This window comes from Prochlorococcus sp. ALOHA_ZT_50, assembly GCF_022447305.1.
Taxonomy (GTDB): domain Bacteria; phylum Cyanobacteriota; class Cyanobacteriia; order PCC-6307; family Cyanobiaceae; genus Prochlorococcus_A.
Genome location: NZ_JAKVCI010000006.1, coordinates 1 through 19,683, shown reverse-complemented (window position 1 = coordinate 19,683; position 19,683 = coordinate 1). Strand labels below are relative to the sequence as shown.

General features: G+C 29.4%; 28 protein-coding genes. 12 read left to right on the top strand and 16 right to left on the bottom strand.

The genetic code is table 11. The features are described from left to right. Positions 1-17: 17 nt before the first annotated feature. A complete protein-coding gene (locus tag MK115_RS01435) occupies positions 18-215 on the bottom strand; it encodes a DUF8635 family protein (protein WP_011818238.1) in 198 nt (65 codons plus the stop codon). A gap of 136 nt (positions 216-351) precedes the next feature. On the opposite strand from MK115_RS01435, the gene MK115_RS01430 reads away from it, so the two are divergent. Beyond that, positions 352-525: a hypothetical protein gene (locus MK115_RS01430; protein ID WP_011818237.1), complete on the top strand. Its 174-nt coding sequence runs from the start codon at positions 352-354 to the stop codon at positions 523-525. Positions 526-588: 63 nt separating this feature from the next. On the opposite strand, the gene MK115_RS01425 is transcribed toward MK115_RS01430, so the two are convergent. Beyond that, a complete protein-coding gene (locus tag MK115_RS01425) occupies positions 589-792 on the bottom strand; it encodes a hypothetical protein (protein ID WP_287608500.1) in 204 nt (67 codons plus the stop codon). 229 nt (positions 793-1,021) lie between these two features. Between MK115_RS01425 and MK115_RS01420 the strand changes: the two genes are divergently transcribed. From MK115_RS01420 to MK115_RS01380, 9 genes are all read left to right on the top strand, one after another. Next, positions 1,022-1,390: a hypothetical protein gene (locus MK115_RS01420; RefSeq protein ID WP_025931740.1), complete on the top strand. Its 369-nt coding sequence runs from the start codon at positions 1,022-1,024 to the stop codon at positions 1,388-1,390. A gap of 131 nt (positions 1,391-1,521) precedes the next feature. Further along, the gene (locus MK115_RS01415) at positions 1,522-2,841 is read left to right on the top strand and encodes a DUF2130 domain-containing protein (RefSeq protein ID WP_287608497.1); all 1,320 of its coding nucleotides are present in this window, start codon (positions 1,522-1,524) and stop codon (positions 2,839-2,841) included. A 97-nt stretch (positions 2,842-2,938) separates the two neighbouring features. Next, positions 2,939-3,220, top strand: coding sequence for a translation initiation factor IF-2 N-terminal domain-containing protein (locus tag MK115_RS01410; protein WP_025975873.1), 282 nt, complete (start codon positions 2,939-2,941; stop codon positions 3,218-3,220). Between the two features lie 84 nt (positions 3,221-3,304). Continuing rightward, positions 3,305-3,718: a competence protein ComC gene (locus tag MK115_RS01405; RefSeq protein WP_287608494.1), complete on the top strand. Its 414-nt coding sequence runs from the start codon at positions 3,305-3,307 to the stop codon at positions 3,716-3,718. Between the two features lie 35 nt (positions 3,719-3,753). Continuing rightward, positions 3,754-4,740: a ligase-associated DNA damage response exonuclease gene (locus MK115_RS01400; RefSeq protein ID WP_287608492.1), complete on the top strand. Its 987-nt coding sequence runs from the start codon at positions 3,754-3,756 to the stop codon at positions 4,738-4,740. 2 nt (positions 4,741-4,742) lie between these two features. After that, positions 4,743-6,383 (top strand): ATP-dependent DNA ligase, encoded by a 1,641-nt coding sequence (locus tag MK115_RS01395; protein ID WP_287608490.1) that lies wholly within the window; start codon positions 4,743-4,745, stop codon positions 6,381-6,383. Beyond that, complete coding sequence (locus MK115_RS01390; protein ID WP_287608488.1) at positions 6,380-8,866, top strand: ligase-associated DNA damage response DEXH box helicase; 2,487 nt, start codon at positions 6,380-6,382, stop codon at positions 8,864-8,866. Before MK115_RS01395 ends, MK115_RS01390 begins: the two co-directional genes overlap by 4 nt. After that, entirely contained in the window at positions 8,867-9,517 is a 651-nt protein-coding gene (gene pdeM / locus MK115_RS01385; RefSeq protein ID WP_287608486.1) for a ligase-associated DNA damage response endonuclease PdeM, read from the top strand. It abuts the gene before it with no gap. A 206-nt stretch (positions 9,518-9,723) separates the two neighbouring features. Beyond that, positions 9,724-10,026, top strand: coding sequence for a hypothetical protein (locus MK115_RS01380; protein WP_287608484.1), 303 nt, complete (start codon positions 9,724-9,726; stop codon positions 10,024-10,026). A gap of 183 nt (positions 10,027-10,209) precedes the next feature. On the opposite strand, the gene MK115_RS01375 is transcribed toward MK115_RS01380, so the two are convergent. The 12 genes from MK115_RS01375 to MK115_RS01320 form a co-directional block, all read right to left on the bottom strand. After that, positions 10,210-10,356 carry a hypothetical protein gene (locus MK115_RS01375; RefSeq protein WP_002808068.1) on the bottom strand — a complete coding sequence of 49 codons (147 nt, stop codon included), beginning with the start codon at positions 10,354-10,356 and terminating at the stop codon, positions 10,210-10,212. Between the two features lie 393 nt (positions 10,357-10,749). After that, complete coding sequence (gene pstB / locus MK115_RS01370) at positions 10,750-11,559, bottom strand: phosphate ABC transporter ATP-binding protein PstB (RefSeq protein WP_032524264.1); 810 nt, start codon at positions 11,557-11,559, stop codon at positions 10,750-10,752. Further along, positions 11,560-12,453 (bottom strand): phosphate ABC transporter permease PstA, encoded by an 894-nt coding sequence (gene pstA / locus MK115_RS01365; protein WP_025952644.1) that lies wholly within the window; start codon positions 12,451-12,453, stop codon positions 11,560-11,562. A 6-nt stretch (positions 12,454-12,459) separates the two neighbouring features. After that, positions 12,460-13,407, bottom strand: coding sequence for a phosphate ABC transporter permease subunit PstC (gene pstC, locus MK115_RS01360; RefSeq protein ID WP_032524262.1), 948 nt, complete (start codon positions 13,405-13,407; stop codon positions 12,460-12,462). Between the two features lie 105 nt (positions 13,408-13,512). Then, on the bottom strand, positions 13,513-14,484 hold the full coding sequence (gene pstS / locus MK115_RS01355) for a phosphate ABC transporter substrate-binding protein PstS (protein WP_287608476.1): 972 nt from the start codon (positions 14,482-14,484) through the stop codon (positions 13,513-13,515). Between the two features lie 167 nt (positions 14,485-14,651). Then, a complete protein-coding gene (locus MK115_RS01350; protein WP_287608474.1) occupies positions 14,652-15,020 on the bottom strand; it encodes a hypothetical protein in 369 nt (122 codons plus the stop codon). Next, complete coding sequence (locus MK115_RS01345) at positions 15,021-15,374, bottom strand: c-type cytochrome (RefSeq protein WP_287608472.1); 354 nt, start codon at positions 15,372-15,374, stop codon at positions 15,021-15,023. It abuts the gene before it with no gap. 54 nt (positions 15,375-15,428) lie between these two features. Continuing rightward, the gene (locus tag MK115_RS01340) at positions 15,429-16,484 is read right to left on the bottom strand and encodes a potassium channel family protein (protein ID WP_011376270.1); all 1,056 of its coding nucleotides are present in this window, start codon (positions 16,482-16,484) and stop codon (positions 15,429-15,431) included. Positions 16,485-16,667: 183 nt separating this feature from the next. Further along, on the bottom strand, positions 16,668-16,799 hold the full coding sequence (locus MK115_RS01335) for a hypothetical protein (RefSeq protein ID WP_011818220.1): 132 nt from the start codon (positions 16,797-16,799) through the stop codon (positions 16,668-16,670). Between the two features lie 77 nt (positions 16,800-16,876). Then, positions 16,877-17,230: a DUF1499 domain-containing protein gene (locus MK115_RS01330; protein ID WP_025890629.1), complete on the bottom strand. Its 354-nt coding sequence runs from the start codon at positions 17,228-17,230 to the stop codon at positions 16,877-16,879. Positions 17,231-17,351: 121 nt separating this feature from the next. Next, positions 17,352-17,489, bottom strand: a complete 138-nt coding sequence (locus MK115_RS01325) for a hypothetical protein (protein WP_287608465.1) — start codon at positions 17,487-17,489, stop codon at positions 17,352-17,354. 96 nt (positions 17,490-17,585) lie between these two features. After that, positions 17,586-17,969, bottom strand: a complete 384-nt coding sequence (locus MK115_RS01320; protein ID WP_075507881.1) for a DUP family protein — start codon at positions 17,967-17,969, stop codon at positions 17,586-17,588. A gap of 283 nt (positions 17,970-18,252) precedes the next feature. On the opposite strand from MK115_RS01320, the gene MK115_RS01315 reads away from it, so the two are divergent. Together MK115_RS01315 and MK115_RS01310 are read left to right on the top strand one after the other, a co-directional pair. Beyond that, positions 18,253-18,564 (top strand): DUF3303 domain-containing protein, encoded by a 312-nt coding sequence (locus tag MK115_RS01315; RefSeq protein WP_011818215.1) that lies wholly within the window; start codon positions 18,253-18,255, stop codon positions 18,562-18,564. Positions 18,565-18,657: 93 nt separating this feature from the next. After that, entirely contained in the window at positions 18,658-18,852 is a 195-nt protein-coding gene (locus MK115_RS01310) for a hypothetical protein (protein ID WP_032520682.1), read from the top strand. Between the two features lie 20 nt (positions 18,853-18,872). Here the strand turns inward: MK115_RS01310 and MK115_RS01305 are convergent, their stop codons facing one another. Beyond that, positions 18,873-19,115, bottom strand: coding sequence for a DUF8674 family protein (locus MK115_RS01305; protein ID WP_025972006.1), 243 nt, complete (start codon positions 19,113-19,115; stop codon positions 18,873-18,875). Between the two features lie 21 nt (positions 19,116-19,136). Continuing rightward, on the bottom strand, positions 19,137-19,373 hold the full coding sequence (locus MK115_RS01300; protein WP_025890625.1) for a hypothetical protein: 237 nt from the start codon (positions 19,371-19,373) through the stop codon (positions 19,137-19,139). Between the last annotated feature and the right edge of the window lie 310 nt (positions 19,374-19,683).

Genomic DNA, 19,683 nt, shown 5'->3' with positions numbered 1-19,683 from the left:
AATTTAACTAAAAGCTCTCAAAATTGGCTTTTTATCTTGGTTACTTTTTTTTCTGATAATAAATCCAATAAAGCATCAAGCTGAGCGAGTACTTCCTTTGCTTCATTAAGATCTGGCAACAAATCTTCTTTGATAAGCATTTGATGCATCTCTCTAAGCTCTAACCTTATATATCTAAGGTGAGAACAAACTTCCTCTCTCTTAGTTGCACTCATATTTCCTTTATATTCTTTACATTATACAATACGATCTTTTTTGACTCCCATATAAGTTTTGTCAATTTGAAAAATTTTTTCAAACCCAATAACATATCAAAATCTTTTAAAGTCGAATTGTAGTAATATATCCTTCATGAAAAAGAAAAAATCTAAAAAAAAACAAACTAATTCAAATTTAAAAGATCAAAAATTAGGTCAAACAAAAAATTCTGCGAAATTAGTACTTTTTGTTTTTGGGATAGGTCCAATTATTGGCATAATAATATTTTTATACAGTAAGGGATTTTTTAATTCACCAACTATTTAAATCTTAAGTAATTAAGATTAAGATTAATATTAAATATTCAATTTTAATAAAATTTAAAAATAATTATTGAAATTTTTTTAATGAAAATATCCTAAATTCTGCCATTTTTCTAGCATTTTCTGGATTAGATATTAAAAAAGGGTGGTCTGATAAAAGTTCAAATACCTTATCTATCTTTAATCGTAAATCATCACAATCAATATTTTCCCATTCCTCATCAAATGACATTGCAAAGCTATCAGCATTATCATATAGTTTATCTTTCATAATATTTGGAATTTAAATTTAGAAAATTTCAAAAATCAGAACCAAACTGAAAAAGTAATTAGAAGAAGCATTTAAAACTATCCCCATGAGTATTTGAGAAATAACTTTGAATGAGTGTTCTTTGAAATTATACTTTAATCCTACTATTTAAATTTATACATAAGTGCTATTAATCAAAATCTGAATTGATTTGACAGAAGTGTTACAATATTGACATATGTAAAGACTTATGGAAAATAAAGTTAAAAGGATAGGATATCTTCCTAGAAAAAGAGTACTTGAAATTATTGATGAAATATCCAAGAGCGAATCTATAAGTAGATCTAAAGTAGTTGGAATATTAGTTGAGGAAGCATTAGATGCCAGAGGAATTGCGAATTTTGGATATAGTAATATCAGCAAGTCAAATATATTCAAGTCGGATAATTTTAAAGATCTCCAAAATGAAAATGCCCACTTAAAAGATGGGGAAGACGAATTTGTTGATGACAGTGGTTACACAGTTTCATCTCACAAAACTTTAGACCGCTCAATATCTTCTGCAGATATAGAATTAGCAAATAAAATAAACATTCTTAAGGAATCAGGATTAATATAACTTTTATTGAGTAATTACTTTATTTTTTAATGCATAATATTGGTTCATTGTTTATTCTTAGTCAAGAATAATATTCTTTTTACATAATTCGAATATTAAATCCTTTCTAATATTAATTTTGTAATTAAAAAATGAAAGATATTAAATGTCCTTCATGCGGCAAAACTTTCCGAATTGATCCCAGCAGCTTTGAAGAAATACTTCTTCAGATAAAAGACGAAGAATTTAACAAACAAATAAAAGAAAGACTTATTTTGGCTGAAGAAGATAATAAAAAAGCTTTGGAAATTTTAAAACGTGAGTTAAAAATACAGTTAATAGAGCAAAATCGCATTAAAGAGTCTGAGATCCAAACTCTTGAATCTAAATTAAAAATAGCTGAAGAAAAGAAAACAAATGCCCTTAATGATTTAAAAAATCAAGCAACAAATAAAATTAATTCATTGAATAATGAATTAATCAAGTTGAAGGATGAAATCAAAAACCAGTCTTTAATTTCAGAATTATCTTTAAAAAACAAAGTTAGTGAAGCTGTTACTAATTTAGAAAAAGAGAACTCATCATTAACAAATTCCATTGAAAAGATGAGGCTTGAACATTCAATTAATGAAAAATTAATTGAAGAAAAGTTTAAAAGCAAAATTAGTGAAAGGGACCTGACTATTCAGGAGTTAAGAGAAATGAAATCTAGATTATCTACAAAGATGATAGGAGAAACATTAGAAATCCATTGCGAAACTCAATTTAATCTGAATCGTGCCTCTGCATTTAAAAACTCATATTTCGAAAAGGATAATGATGCCACTTCAGGAAGTAAAGGTGACTATATATTTAGAGAATTTGATGAAAATAAAACCGAAGTCGTATCCATAATGTTTGAGATGAAGAATGAAAGTTTAAATGGAACTAATAAAAGAAAAAACGAAGATTTTTTAAAAGAATTAGATAAAGATAGAAGACAAAAATCTTGTGAATATGCAGTTCTCGTATCCCTTCTAGAACCAGATAGTGAACTATATAATGCTGGCATAGTAGATGTTTCTCATAGATTCCCAAAAATGTATGTCATAAGACCTCAATTTTTCTTGCCCATTATTTCTCTGCTAAGAAATGCATCTATGGAAACCTTAAAATACAAATCACAAATTGATTTAATGAAACGTGAGAATTTTGACATAACTAATTTTGAAAGTACTCTTGAGCAATTCAAAAATGCAGTTGGTAAAAATGTTTCACTTGCCCAGGATAGATTTAATGATGCAATTTCAGAAATTGATAAATCAATAACCCATTTACAAAAAACTAAAGAGGCTTTAGTTCTCTCAAAAAAACATCTTTTATCTGCTGACAGCAAATCTCAAGATTTGACAGTAAAGAAATTAACTAGAAATAATCCAACCATGAAGAAGAAGTTTAATGATTTAAATAATTTTGAAGATGAAGTAGCCTAATTAAAAAAAGTTTTTAAAATTAATAATAATTAAAAATATATTTAATTTCTAACTTATAAATATACTATAAATAATAAATTTCATAGTAAAGAAAATAATGTCTATCAACACTCCTATTTTCAGTATTGCCAAAGATCTTAATGTCGAAAGTAATAGAATATTATTAGCCTGCAAGAAACTTGGAATCAATGCAAAAGGTGCAACAAAAAGATTAAATAAAGAAGAATTAGAAAAAATTAAAAGTTATTTTGAAACGGGCAAAAATGTGTCAGATGAAGTGATCAATTTAAATAAAGTTAAAACTAAAAGTAGTTCTAAAAAAATTGTAGAAAAGGTAAAGATAAAATATTTTGCTAACAGACTTATTCGTAAATCTTAAATAAAAATAATTTTTTTTAATTACTTAAAGGAATAAGCCACAGAAGAAAAAAATAATAATTTATCATAAGTAAAAATACTTAAAATGAGCATAAGCAAAATTTTAAATTCTCTTGAAAAATCCTGGGAAAGAGATGATATTCTTTTAAATATAAAGAAGGGGTTAGGGACAGATGAGATAGTTAATGAATTTCTTATGAAAAACGAAAGACAAATTAAAGAATTAAATTCTTTATTAAGGCCAGAAGATATTGAATTATTAAATCAAGTAGAAAAACTCTCAACTTGCGAATCTAAATTAATAAATGAGATTAAAAATTTAAATTACTTAGAAAATAATGAAAATCATCACATTATGAATAAAAAAAAGATTGTGCCATCTAATAGAGTTTCTTTCAACAAAATTAGTTCATTCATGATTAATTGGAGTAACAAATTTGTAGTTATTGCTTTACTAACAATTTCAGCCATAGCTTTATCAAAACAAGCGTGGGCATAATTAGCTAAATTAACTTCATTGTAAGAGATGTAGTTTTGAGAACTAAACAAGAATATTTAATTAGATATAAAGATGGAAATCTTTATTGTGAACTTGCTGATATTTGGATTGATCCAAGCAAGCCAGTAAAAAAGGCATTAATAACTCATGCTCATTTTGATCACTTTACATTTGGCTGTGAAGAATACATTTCTACTAAGGAAACTGCGATACTTCTTAAAGAAAGAGTTGGAGATAATATCAAAATTAAGACTTTTGAATATGGAGAAGAATTTAAGATAAATGGCATTAATATTTCTTTTCATCCATCCGGTCACATCCTTGGATCTAGTCAAATAAGGTTTATTTTTGCTGAAGAAAAATGGCTAATTTCAGGTGACTTTAAGCTTCAAAAAGATCAGACTTGCAAACAATATGAAATAGTAAAAACTGATTATTTAATAAGCGAATGTACTTTTGGTTTGCCAATATTTAAGTGGGATGAATCAAATAAAATAGCAAATGATATTTCAAAATGGATAACTAATTCACCAGAAAAAACTTCTTTACTTTTCTGCTATTCACTTGGAAAAGCTCAGAGATTGTTAAACGAAATTAGTCAAACAAATTTTAAAGGCAATATTTATTCCCATGGCAGTATTCACAAAATGAACAATAGTTATAGGGAACTTGGAATTGATATTAAAGATACTATAAAAATTGAAAATAAAAAAAAGATAGATGAACTTAAAGGAAGTCTAATATTATTACCGCCATCTTTAAGTAAGGGTTCTTATTTAAAAAATTTCAAAAACATTCAAACAGCTTTCGCGAGTGGATGGATGTCAATAAGAGCTCTAAGAAAAAGATCAGGATATGATAAAGGATTCGCAATCTCTGATCATGCGGATTGGGATGGAATTCTGGAAGTAGTAAAAAAGTCTGAAGCAAAAAATGTATTTTTTCATCATGGAGATAGTGAAGCCTTAAGTAAATATTTAGTTGAAAAGGAATCAATAAATGTCCTTTTATTCGGTAAATAAATATGAGCTTAAAAAAGTTTTCAGAATTATTTGGCGATCTAGATTCAATTAATAGTACAAATAATAAAATTGAAGTTTTAAAGAATTATTTTTTATCTAATGATCCAATAGATAATTCATGGGCAATATATTTACTAACTGGAAAAAGTAATAAGAGATTTATTAGTGGAAGATATTTAAAAAATCTTTTTTCTCAAATATATGAATATCCTCAATGGTTAATTGATACATGTTATTTAAAAGTTGGTGATTCTGCTGAGGTAATAACGTTATTACTTAAAAATAAAACTAATTCTAGAAAAAAGAAATTATCAAATATAAGTCTCAATGAATTACTAAGCGAAACAATACCTGCATTATCAAAACTTAATGAGGAGGAGAAAAATTTAGAAATTAAAAATCTTTGGGAAACATTACCTGAAGATAACCATCTAATTTTTAATAAAATTCTTACAGGAACTTTTAGAGTAGGAGTCTCTATCGGATTAATCACAAAATCAATATCAAAACTAATTAATATTGAGGAAGAGATTATTTCTCATAGGTTGATGGGTGATTTTAAACCTTCAATTGATTCATATGAATTTTTAATTAACAAGAATATCAATCTTCAAGAGTTAAATTCCAAACCATTTCCATTTCTTCTAGCAAATACTATTGAAGATAAAATCTTCAAAAATTCAATAAATGATTTTCAATTTGAATGGAAATACGACGGTATAAGGATGCAATTAATTAAAAGATCAGGCAATGTTTCGTTATGGACAAGAGGGCAAGAATTAGTAAATGAATCTTTCCCAGAATTAGTAGAGAAAATGTCACATATAAAAGATGATTTTGTTCTTGATGGGGAATTATTAGTTTGGAATTTTAAAGAACAAATTGCCTTTGATTTTTCTTTACTTCAAAAAAGAATAAATAGAAAGTCTCCTACTAGATCAATCCAAATAAAATATCCAATTATTTTTATTGCTTATGATCTTTTAGAGATTAATGGGAGAGATATAAGAGAAATTAAATTAGAAAATAGAAGAATTGAGTTAGAAAAATATTTTTCAAAATGGCAAATTAAAACTGAGAATAATATCTCTGATATTTTCAAAATATGTGATTTAATCTTTCCTAAAGATTGGCCTGATGCTTTAACTTATAAAGAAAAATCTCGAGAAAATAATACTGAAGGATTAATAATTAAGAAAAAGACTTCTATATACTCCTCTGGTAGAAAGAAAGGTATTTGGTGGAAATATAAAGTTGATCCTATGCAACTGGATGCTGTTCTAATTTACGCTAAGGGCGGTAGCGGTAGAAGAGCTGGTCTGTATACAGATTACAGTTTTGCATTATGGAAAGACAAAGAATTAATTAAATTTGCAAGTGCATATTCTGGTTTAACGAATATTGAGATTAAAGAGCTAGATAAATGGATAAGAAAAAATACAATAGAAAAATTTGGTCCTGTTCGATCGTTAAAACCAGAAATGGTATTCGAAATATCTTTTGAGAAAATACAAATTTCTAAACGTCATAAGTCAGGCATAGCAGTACGATTTCCAAGAATAACAAAATGGAGAAAAGATAAAAAAATTAATGATGCAGATAGCCTAGAGAATGCTTATGAACTAATGAAAAAAATATCATGAAAAATATTACGAAAAATAATAAGCAAAATAATTTAATTTCTAAAATTAAACAGTTTTTCTCCACAAATGGATGGGAGCCACTACCCTATCAGATCGAATCTTGGGAAGCATTTTTAAATGGAGAGAGTGGAATAATACAAGTTCCTACTGGATGCGGCAAAACTTATGCTGCATTAATGGGACCTCTATCAAAGATAGAAGATCCCAAAAATAATAAAAGTGTGAATATATTATTAATAACCCCTTTAAAAGCACTAAGTAGAGATCTAAAAAATTCCATACAATTAGCAGCTTTGCATTTTAATAAAGAAATCACTGTTGAAATTAGGAACGGGGATACAACCCCATATGAAAAGAAAAAGCAACTAGCTAAACCACCTAATATTCTTATTACCACTCCAGAGTCTTTATCTCTTTTACTTTCTAATAAAGAATCTAATAATCTGTTCAAGGAGTTGTCATCAATAATTATTGACGAATGGCATGAATTGATGGGTAGTAAAAGAGGAAACCAGTGCGAGTTATCTTTAAGTTGGCTAAGAGGTAATATAAAAAATTTACAAATTTGGGCAATGTCTGCAACTATTGGAAATATTGAAGAAGCAGCAAGAGCAATAGTTGGGATGAGCGCTATTAAACCCAAAATTATAAGTACAAATATTCAAAAAGAGATCGAAATTATAAGTGTTTTACCAGAGGAGGAAACTACCTTTCCATGGAGTGGGCATCTTGGGATTAGAAGTCATTCTTCACTATTAAAAATCCTAGATAAAAATAAAAGCACCTTATTATTCACCAATACGAGAAATCAATCTGAAAGATGGTATCAATGTCTTAAATTTTTTCTCCCAGAGATGGAAGACAAAATCGCACTTCATCACGGCTCCCTCGATAAAGAAGATAGAAAAAGAGTTGAAGAAGGGGTTAAAGACGGATTAATAAAATGGGTAGTCTGCACCAGCTCGTTAGATTTGGGAGTTGACTTCCAACCTGTAGATCAAATAGTTCAAATTGGTAGTGCAAAGAATTTAGCTAGACTTATCCAAAGAGCGGGAAGAAGTGCTCATAGACCAGGTGGAAAATCAAAAATAATTTTTATGCCTACTAATTCTTTAGAGTTATTAGAGATTAGTGCAATGAGAAGAATAATAAAAAGTGGTATATCTGAGGAAATTAGACTTCCTGAATTATCTTATGATGTGCTTCTTCAACATCTAATAAGTTTGGCATGCGGAAATGGCTTTGATCCGAAAATTGAGAAAGAAAGAATTAAAAATTGCTGGAGTTATAGAAACTTAAAAGATCAAGATTGGAATTGGTGTCTTGACTTTTTAGAATATGGAGGAAAATGTCTTAAAGCATACCCAAAATATAAAAAGATAGTTAAAGAAGAATCACAAAATAATAATGAAAACTTTAAATATTTTGTAAAAGACAAATCTTTAATAAGAATGCATAAGTTCAATATTGGGACAATTACAAGTGACAAATTTGTGAATGTCAAATATATGAAAGGTAAATCCTTAGGTAATTTAGAGGAGAATTTTGCTTCAAAATTAAATCCTGGAGATACATTTTACTTTGCCGGCAAAATGCTTCAATTTGTAAGAATAAGAGATATGATTTTATACGTTAAAAAATCAACAAAAAAAAGTTCTCTAATTCCTGCATGGGTTGGAGGTCAAATGGCAATTTCTGATCTACTTTGTGAGAGTTTGAGAAAAGAAATAGATATATGCAACGAACTAGAAAATTATGATTGCTTAAATCCTGAACTCAATTCATTACGCCCAATATTGAAGAAACAAAAAGTTCTTTCAAATATTCCAAAGAAAGATGAATTCCTTATAGAAATATATAAAACCAAGGATTTATCAAATCTTTTTGTTTTTACACTTGATGGCAAATTTGTAAATGAAGGAATTGCATTTTTATGGGCTTTGAGATTGGCAAAATTAAAACAATCTACATTTAGTATTACTGCTAATGATTTTGGATTCAGCTTAACTACTGCAGAAGATTATGATTTTTCCATAATAAAAAAAGAAGCTGATTACTTTTTGAATAACAAAAAATTAGAAGAAGATCTAGAAAATGCAATTAATTTTTCAGAATTAACAAAACGTAGATTTAAAAATATTGCCCAAATAAGTGGACTAGTAAATCAAAATAATCCAACCAAAACAAAAACTTCTTCCCAACTTCAAATAAGTTCAAGTCTTTTCTACGATGTCTTTACTAAATATGAAGAAGGCCATCTTTTGATAAAACAATCGCATCAAGAAGTTAAAGAATATCAATTAGAAAATAAAAGAATATCTAGATCATTAGAAAGATTAAAAAATTTAAAAATGCTATTAAACGAGATAAAAACTCCAACTCCTTTTGCTTTCCCTTTATTAGTTGAAAGACTTAAAAATACTTTAAGCAATGAACCAATAGAAAAAAGAGTAGAAAAACTTATAAAAAAATATAGTGATTAAATGAAAAAAAGTTCTTTTAAATTTTGTTGGGAAGATACATTGTTAGAGATGCTTCCTTCAAGAGCGTTATTTCTACCGGAAACAAAAGAGTTGTTAATATGCGATATTCATCTTGGGAAAGCTGAGTATTTTCAGCAAAATGGTATACCTCTTACTAATAATTCAGATAAAAACAATTTCGCAAGAATAAAAAAAATAGTAAAAAAATATAGTCCTGAAAAGTTAATAATATTGGGAGATTTATTCCACAGCAAATATTCAATAGATAAAACTCTTCAAAAAAAAGTTGAGGATCTTCCTGAACTACTAAAAACTAATGTTGAACTCGTCCTCGGAAATCACGATGTAGGTTGTGATATTAAAAATATAAAAATTTTTGATATTAGAAAAACTAAAAATATTACTTTTAGCCATGAACCAGTTAATTTAGAAAACAATAAAACCTTGAATATTTGTGGACATTATCATCCAAAAATCTATTTAAAAAACAATGGAGATAAATTATCTTTTAGGTGTTTTGCAATGGATATGAATAAAAATGTTTTATATATTCCTGCATTTGGAGACTTAACAGGAGGATATCCCTGCAAAAAGTCATTTAAAAAATGGGCAATTGTTTCTGAAGAAGAAATTATCGAAATAAAATCTTAAGAAAAATCCTATTGAAGTGACTTAAATTTTTCATTTAGATATACCAATTTATACTTAAAAGTCTCGTTTATTTTATTTATCTATTATTTTGTGTCTATTAATCAATTTCTACTAGTAGAAATAGATAATAAAAAATTTATACAGCTAATGACCCTTTCTTTAGCAGACAATCCACGTTATAAAAAAAATAAACACATTTTATAGAAATGAAAAAATTAATAGCCTTGATTTTATTTCCATTTCTTGTCATCCCATTTGGGGCAAAAGCAAATGATAATTTTTCCGTTGAGATAGAGGCACTTACACTAGTAATGGAGCAATATAAGGAAGATACTGAATCAAGTGTTGAATTAGATATAGAAGATAAAAAGCCAAGTTACATGGCTCTTAAACAAGACGAATGCAATGCCACTGTTGAAGTTACAGAAAAAACAGGATTAGAGGTTGTAAATACTGAATCTTTCGATGTAAATGTCTGCTTGAAAGAAATCTATAAAGTAATCAACTAAATAAGCAGGTTATAAAAATATAATAAAAACAAACAAATTAAAGAGGTCTTTTACTTAAAGAAGGTAAGACCTCGAGACCTAACAGAAAACTTTGGAACGGGTTCTGCATACCCAATTAATAACTACAATGGAATTGTAGAGGTGTAATTAAAAGTACAAAACCTAAAATTATTTTTTAAATAATTATTTCTTCTTTGATAATGTTTGTGATTCTTCTCTAGACATTAAAGCTTCGATTTGAGCAAGAACTTTTTGAAGTTCATCCGTTTTTGTAAGAGATGCTTCTGCTACTTCTCTTAATTTTTCTAACTGTTCTTTAGTTTTATCCATGATAAATAAATTAGAAATTAACCACTTTTAAAAATGGTTTTAATACAGATTTTTCACTCCCACACAGATTCATATTCTCTCTTTTTTTTATAAAGTCAAATAAATTTCCCTTTATTAAGGTTTTATGAGGACTTCCAATTAATTCTTTATTTATTATTGAAACCATAAGATTACCTGAAATAGAAATACTCTTAAATTATGAAGTAAATACAGGCAATCCTATTGTTGCAGTTGTTATGAGAGCCCCTGCAAAAATCAAGAAAGGTAGAAAAGGGTAGTTTTTCAAAGATAAACTTACTAATTCGAAATAACTATATAGGTATTTATACTGTTTGTCTACCCCTTGCCTTTCTTAAAGGTAAAAATTTTTCTTTTAAAAGTAAAAATTAAACATCAACCAAATTTACCTGATATGTATTCCTGAGTAGTTTTTTCTTTTGGAGAGTTAAAAATTTTCTTTGTCGAATTAAATTCTGCAAGATAACCAACCTTTCCTCCATCACCATCTTCATACTCAATTGCATTAAAAAATGCAGTCATATCACTAACTCTTAATGCCTGTTGCATATTATGAGTAACGATTATTATTGTGTAATTCTTCTTAAGTTCATGCATCGTCTCTTCTATTTTCAAAGTAGAGATTGGATCTAAAGCTGAGCATGGCTCATCCATGAGAATTATTTCAGGTTCAATTGCGATGGTTCGAGCAATACATAATCTTTGTTGTTGTCCACCAGATAAAGAGTAACCACTATCATTTAATTTATCCTTACATTCATCCCATAAAGCAGCTTTTCTTAGTGAACTTTCCACTAATTCATCCATATCTCCCGTAAAGCCATTAATTCTTGCCCCAAATGCAATATTTTCATAGATAGATTTAGGAAAAGGATTAGGTTGTTGAAAAACCATTCCAATTCTTCTTCTTACTTCAACTGGATCTACTCTTTTATCGTAAATATTAGTTCCATCAAAGAGGACAGTCCCTTTTAATGAGCAATTAGGAATTAAATCGTTCATCCTATTTAATGATCTAAGAACAGTTGATTTACCACAACCTGAAGGTCCAATAAGGGAGGTTATATTTCCTTTTTTAAAATTACAAAAAACATTTCTTACTGCTTCAAAAGTTCCATAGCTAATAGAAACATTCTCAAGAGATAAAATGATATTCTTTGGTATTTTTTTATTAGTTTTAATCATTTATACTCTCTTAGTTTTCTCAGTAAAAGCGGCCAATATCCTTGAAAATATATTTACTGATAGTATCGATAAAACAAGAATAAAGGAAGCTGCCCAGGCTAATTTATTCTGTGCATCGTATGGTTCTAGAGCAAAGTTGTATATCAATACAGCCAAAGAACCCATCTCATAAAACAAGTCTCCAAAGCCTGTTATGTAGTAGTAAGAGAATAAAGCCGTAAATATCAAAGGTGCTGTTTCACCTGCAGCTCTTGCGATTCCAAGTACAACGCCAGTAGCAATAGACCTAAAGGCAGAGGGCAAAGTAACTTTCAATATGGTTGTATACATACTTGCTCCAACACCAAGAGACGCATATCTTAATTCGTTAGGAACTAACTTTAAACCTTCGTCAGTGGTCTTAATCACAGTAGGCAACATCAATATTGAAAGTGCCATACCTCCGGCCAAGCCACTGTACATACTTCCAAATAAGATCTTTGTTGAAACAATTAAGGCATAAATAAATACACCGGCAATTATTGAGGGGACTCCCGCTAAAACATTAACTCCGAATCTTATAAACCTTGAAAAAGCACCCCCTTTAGAATATTCAGCTAAATATATTCCACCGCCAACACCTACTGGAATGGCGATAATTGAAGCAATAGTAGTTATAATTAATGTTCCAATCAATGCAGGATTAATACCACCTGCATCTAAATCATCTCCAGGGGGATTTGGTTCTAAAGTAAATAGTTCGGGTGTAATTTGGGATCCACCTTTGATGAGAATATAAGTCACCAGAAAAATCAAAGGAAGTATTGCGATCAATGCACAAATTACTGATAAAGAAGTAAAGAATTTATCTCCTATATTTCTTGATAATCTTTTCTGGTAATAAAGTGAATTCATAATTATCTAATATTTGAGACTAAATTTCTTAACTAGCCATTGAGCAAAGATATTGACCACTAAAGAAAGGATCATAAGTACAAAAGCCGCATAAAAAAGTGATGAAACCTGACTTCCATCAGCCTCACCAAACTGGTTTGCAAGCATGGAGGAAATGGTATATCCAGGAGATAATAGAGACCAACTAAATGCATTTGAATTACCAATAATCATTGTCACAGCCATTGTTTCTCCCATTGCCCTACCTAAAGCCAATAGAACACCTGCCATAATTCCTGATAATGCTGCCGGCAAAATTACTGAAAATATTGTTTTCCATCTACTTGCTCCAATTCCATAGGCTGCATTTCTAAGCTTTTTAGGAACCTGATTAAGTGAATCCCTTGCAATGGAGGTCACTATTGGCAAAAGCATTACTACTAAAATCAATATTGCTAACAAAGAATTCCTGCCTGTAGGTTCTGTACTGAATAAAGGTATCCAACCAAAGAAATTATGTAAAAAGACAAAAAAGGCTCTAAAAAAAGGTTCCATTACAAATATTGCCCAAAGTCCCAATACAACTGATGGAATAGCTGCTAATAATTCAACAAAAGAACCTATTATTTCTCTAAAAACTTTCGGTACAAAGTCCTCGGTAATAAATATTGCAGTTCCAACGCCCAAAGGGATAGTTATTAATAACGAAAGAAATGAAGTTACCAATGTGCCATATATTGCAGTAAAAGCTCCGTATTCATCTTTTACAGGATTCCATTCAGAGGTTACTAAAAACTTCAAGCCATACCTTGAAAAGGATTCAAATGACTGAAAAAAGACTACTAAAATAATTCCTAAAAGTATTATTGCTACGAAACTAGACAAGACTAGAGCAGTATTCTTGAAGATAATATCTATATTTTTTTCGATACCGAATCTTTTACGATTCTTGAAAAGAGTTAATTTCTCTTCCATTAAAAAAAGAATATCTCTATAAATCTACTACTAAATGCTGTAAAAGACTTTAAGAGGGGTTAAAGGTATATGAAAGTCATGATAATTTGACATCTATTAAAAAATTTAACTACCTATTTTTTCAACGGCAGCTCTTGATTTCAAAAGGATATTCCCTTTTAAGGGGATAAATCCAAGGGATGAAGCCTTATCTTGATACTCATCACTTAACAATGTATTAAAGGCTTGTTTGATTGCTTTAGTGTTTCTACCATTACCTTTTTCGTAAGCAAGTATCCATGTCAATGAAGCGATAGGGTACGCTCCTTTTGCTGTTGGATTAGGATTTTTACCCGCAAGATTTTCATCTAAAGTAATACCATTAAGAGCCTTAGCTCCTGCTTCTGCAGATGGTTTTAGAAACTCCCCTGAAAGATTTTGAAGTGCAGCAGCCTTAACATTACCTTTAATATATGACTGATTTACATAACCAATTGCGCCTGGAGTGTTTTGAATTACACCTGCAACACCAGAATTACCTTTTGCTCCAACGCCTGCTGGCCACTTAACTGATTTACCAGTTCCTAAAGTCCATGTTGGTGAAAATGCTTCCATAGAGTTTGTGAAAGCCTTAGTAGTTCCTGAACCATCAGAACGATGTGTCCAAGTTAACTTTCCTGATTTACAGCCTAATTCTTTCCAGTTTTTAACCATACCCATTGCAACTCGTACTGCTTGCTCTTGAGTAAGTTTCAAATCGCAATCATAGTTATAACCAAAAGCAATAGTTCCTCCAACCATAGGAATCTGTACTAAACCTCTTGATACCTTTTCTATATCCTTAGCCTTCATAGGATCATCAGAAGCACCAAAGTTTACGGTTTGGTCTATAAAAGCTTTTCTTCCAGAGCCCGAACCAACTGCTTGGTAATTAACCCTTGGTCCACCTGATTTGGCTAAGTCAAAAAACCACCTAGTATAAATTTTCGAGGGAAATGTAGCACCTGCTCCGCTCAATCTTTTTGAAGCAATCGCTTCTTGAGAGAGAACTAATGAGATAGCAGAAGAAAAAATAAGGATTTTTTTTAAAATGCCCACTTTGTAATGAGAAATGAGTCTGTTAAATATAAATTACAGCCAAAGGATAATTTAAAAATCTAAAGATATATAAATCAAATTATTTTGATATATAAAATTATTATGTATATATCGGCATTAAGAGCTCAGCTAGCAATTTAAATTTCAATTAAATATCAACTCTTTATTTAGAATTTAATTTTTGTTTTTACTCTGTTTTTATTTTGAGATTTGAATTCAAAAATTCCTGTATCAGTAAATATGGTCAACTCATCTCCAGATGTTTCTTCAATTGCAATTCCCTCAGACTCTAAATTTTTAACATAAACATTACCAATAAGTTTTAGAGATTTATCATCCTTGTCAAAAGAAAGCTTGTCAGAATAAGCCTCAAAATTACCACTATTGCTTTTAATAACTACATTTCCAATAGCCTCTAAATCACCTTCTAAAGTATTTATTTGAGAATCAGATGTAATTGTGTAATTAATTAATTCCTCAGCAAAAGAATATTCAGCTAATAAAAATAAAAAAGATGCAAAAAATAAGCTTTTCATTTACTCCCAACCCTTTTCTGCATTTTGAATAATCCATTGTGCAAGAACCTTATCCTCTCCATCCTTCAATTTATTTTTATAACCTTTCATAAAACCAATCCCATCATTAGCAATTATTGTTATTGAATTTACATCTGCTATTCCTCTTTTTTCAAGGTCGGAAAGTTTTAATGATTTGGATCCTTTAAGAACGACTGATCCACCTCTTACATGGCAGCCTGCACAAACATTTCTAAAAATTGTTTCTCCATCTCTAATATCAGAAGCCATTAGATATCTATTTTGCAAAGAGGTTTGAAAAATAATTATTAAAGTTATTACAGGAATTACAAATAGAAATTTAAATATTTTCATTTGATTTATTCCACCCACAATCAATTTAGCAATTAATTTTGAATCTTGATCTATCTACTTTAATAGCTCTACTGCTACGACAAGATTTCCTAATAATCCGTTCAAAATATTTAGTTGTTCTTTACTACCAAATGCTATTAATACCTGACCTGGTTGAAGTATGAAATTACCTCCAGGATTAGTAAACAACTTTTCATTTTCTTTAATGGCTAATATTTTAGCCCCACTCTTTTTGCCTATTCCAAGTTCAGAAAGTGATCTTTTCTCTGCAGTTTCAAAAAGACTAATATCATTACTTAATTCAAATTCTTCAATTTCACATTCACTTCCTGCAAGCAGATCAAGAAAGTCAATAGCTATTGGTCTTAAAGCCATTGATGCCATTGCTCTTCCTGCTGCGATATAAGGGCTTACAACTATACTTGCTCCAGCTAATCTCAACTTACTTGCAGCTTCTTCAGTTCCAGCTCTTGCAATTACTCTTATAGAACTTCTTATCCCTTTAGCACTTAAAACCACATATAAATTAGCAGCATCATTAGGTAAGGTAACAACCAAACTTTTGCATTTTTCTAATCCTGCCAGTTTTAAAGTCTCATCAAGAGTTGCATCAGCACAAAGAACTTCTAAACCATTTTCTTCAGCAATCTTTTTTCTATCTTCATCACTCTCAACAACAATAATTGGAATATTTTGCGTTTTTATTTGGTTAGATATTTCCTGACCTACCCTCCCATATCCGCACAAAATTACATGATTTTCCATTTTTCTAAGAAGTCTTTTAAAACGTAATTCGTTTACTCTTTGAAAATAGCCGGATTCGAATAATCTAACAGCTTTTTGAAAGGTAAATTGAATAAAGATCAATCCGCCAACGATTACTAAAACAGTTACGATCCTGCCTTCAGGACTTAAAGGTTGAACTTCTCCAAAACCAATAGTGGTTATTGTGATCAGAACCATCCATAAGCAATCACTCCATTCCCATCCCTCTGTTATTCGATAGCCAATTGCACCTAAAAAAAACAGAAAGAATAAAGAATAAATAAGACCAAACCAAGGCCTTAAATAGTCTTTAATAAAATAGAACTCAAATAATCTAAGCTTCATATCCCTTATTATCGTTAACTATTCAAAAATTTCAAAAAAATTTTCTATTATGTTCCTAAAACTATTTATTTGTTTAAGTGAAATACATATTAAGCAGGATAATAATATTTATTTTCGTAGCTCTATGCATTAAACAAATGATTACTGTCTCAGGTCTTATTTAATGCTTCATTAAAAATTAATTCAAGGTTTTACTTGTACTGATTCAATAAGAAAATCAGAAGCTGCTTTTAACCAATCAGCGACTGTAAGACGAAGGTCAGGTTGAGAATATACAAGCGCGACAATAATTCCAACTAAGATTATCTTTACCATGGCAATTCAAATATTCTTATGAATTAAAGCACAACTATTTAGTAAAAAGAACCTTAAATTTATAAAAAATAGATTAATTAAAATTTCTCTAATTGATTAAACAAGTATTCCACTCTTCTTAGATTAACGCCTAAATCTGATTGCCCTAATCTTGCTGCAGATCTTATCTGAATAATTCCTTTTGATCTATCTACATAACTTCTTACATCAAGCTTTAAAATTTCGAGGTCATCTGGAAATCTAAAAATTAAGCTTCTACAAACACCTCTCCAATAATTTCTACCACTTTCAATAACTTCTGTACGAGGTAAACCTTCTGCCAGAGAAACAAGTTGAATAAACTTTTGATCAACATTTATTAGTTTCTTTTCTACTAAGACACTATTTAATGGATTAGTTATTGGAGCAAGACCTTGAATGGAGGAAACCATATTTTTTAAGAACGATGTAGATGTTCTAACCGATTTCACATACAAAGTGAGAGAAAAAAGTAAAGAATTTTCCCATAAATTTGATCTCTTTATAAAGATTCCTTATTTTGTGATCAAAATTCTAAAATTTGAGATTTTTTATTGTTTTTTTTGATAAAGATGGTTGCCTACTTTGTTTACTATTTAGTTTCCTAACCCATAAAAAAACTCCCACAAACAAAAAAATTTCAACAATAATTCCAACCTTTATTAAACTCATTTTTTATCCTCTTTTTTCTTGTTGGTGCCCTCTATGTATGGCACAAGGATATTTAATAACCATTTTTTAAATGAACTTAACGGTTTCATAATCTATTTACTTGCCTTTTCTCCACATACTCCTCCCTTTAATGAGATCCTCTATATTTGGCCAAGCTGCTATTAATTCTTTAAGTGCCTTTCTATTAGGAGTATAGAAAACACATGACAATGCACTTATTACATAAAGTATGAACCATAACTTACTTTCTGAATAAGCTAAAAACAAAGAGAAAAGAAAACTTCCAATAAAGAAAAAGAAAAATGACCTATTTAATATTTCTAATGGAGTTCTTTTAAGTCTGTAGAATTTAATCTTTTTAATATCTTCTTCAGTATCTTTCTGAAATTTACTTTCGTACGAATTAATTATTTCTTCTTCTAGAACTTTTTCATACTCTAAATTATCAATTGGATCGCTTTGATCCTTTTTATTTATCATTGGTATCTATACAGTACAAATATGGTAACTAATTTAAGGTATTTTAAAAAGTATCAAATTTTATCTGTTAACTGGAGCTATACGAACAGATCATGGTTTTGAAAATACTTCAAGATTGTCTTATTTATAAAAGATAAATTAGTCAAAATATTCTTTTTAATTTTCCCAAATCTTTCGGTCATTTAAAACAATCACTTCTATAAACTTCATAGCATTAATTAAATTGGGAGGCAATATCTAAATCTAGAGTTAAAATAGTTTAGAGATTTTAATAATAATCTATATGCAAAGGTATTTGATTTCCTACGAATTTACAGATGGCGAGGATCAAGAAGAAGGGGCAGAAATGCTAATTAATTGGTACGAATCAGGTGGTCCCCAAAACAGACCTGAAAACTATGAGGTTCATTCTTGGATTTTTATGGTTCAAAATGGGATTGGACATTCTGTAGTGAGTGCAGATTCTCTTGAGACAATTTGGAAGCAATGGCATCCCTGGAGAAGGTTAATGGATATAAGTATTCAGCCGTGTATGGATCTTGATGAGACAGTCGGATTATTCAAAAAACAAAAAATGAATACACGGATAGTCTAAAAGTATTTGACTTCCAAATATAAATTTCTTTTTAGTAGCACCTAATACTACATACATATTTCACTGCGTTAAAAAGGATAAGATTAATTTTCCATGATGAATGATTCTTATCACATTTACTTCAAAGGAGAAATTCTTTTCAAGAATTTAAGTAAAGATGAATTTGAATTTGTTTGGGGAAAACTTTATACATCTTATATAAATGCCCTAAATAAAGAGCTAACCTACGAATTAATTAGCGAAAACAATATTATGGAGCCGGCCTTTAACCTTGAGCCATCTTACTAAATCAAGAACTAAATCCTAGATTATGAATAAAACAAGAAAAGCTGTCTCTCTTTTATTTTGAGGTACTCTTTCTCTTCTTTAGTTATATCCAAAGCAATTTTATTTGCCTCAATTTCGACATTCGAACTATAAGTTTCAAAGTTTTCCTCTCTTTTAAATAGGGCAACAATGCCAATATCTGTTATGAACCAAATAAAATGATCAGTTTCTCCAATTGGCTCCTCTTTTAAAGAGTCAATAATCAAATCACAGGTTGAATCCATTTAATTGTTCTCTGAGGTATTTTAATTGCCCCCATTGCAATACCTTACAGCCTCAGAATTGGTACCACCATCTTCAATAATTTCTGCAACACATTTATTGAAAAGTTTAGACTCTTTTTTTACTGAACAGAATCCAAAAGCGATTGCAGCTAAAGCTATTGCAGATACGAAACTAGAACCAAGTTGTATAAAACCATAGGCAAACATAATGTTTTTCTTTCCAGAACATTTTTTTGAATCCTTTTTTTCTTCTGTCATTTTGAATTAATAACTTAAATTAATTTATTTGATTAATTTTAGGTTTGAGAAATATTTGCATAGAGAAAACCGAATTAAACAATTTTTAACCAGCTATGATAAAAATTAAAAATTTCAAGTTTAGATTGATTTTTCTTCACTTTAATTTTCAATTTGATACATCATGAAGAAAAAACTTTTTGAATTTTTTATCAACATGAGCTTCTGTTATAGAAAATTTATCTTTTTTAAAAAGTAATGATCCCATAGTTATAACAAGAGATTATGTTACTTTTTAAACTATATTTTATTTTTTTTGATGAAGTATTAA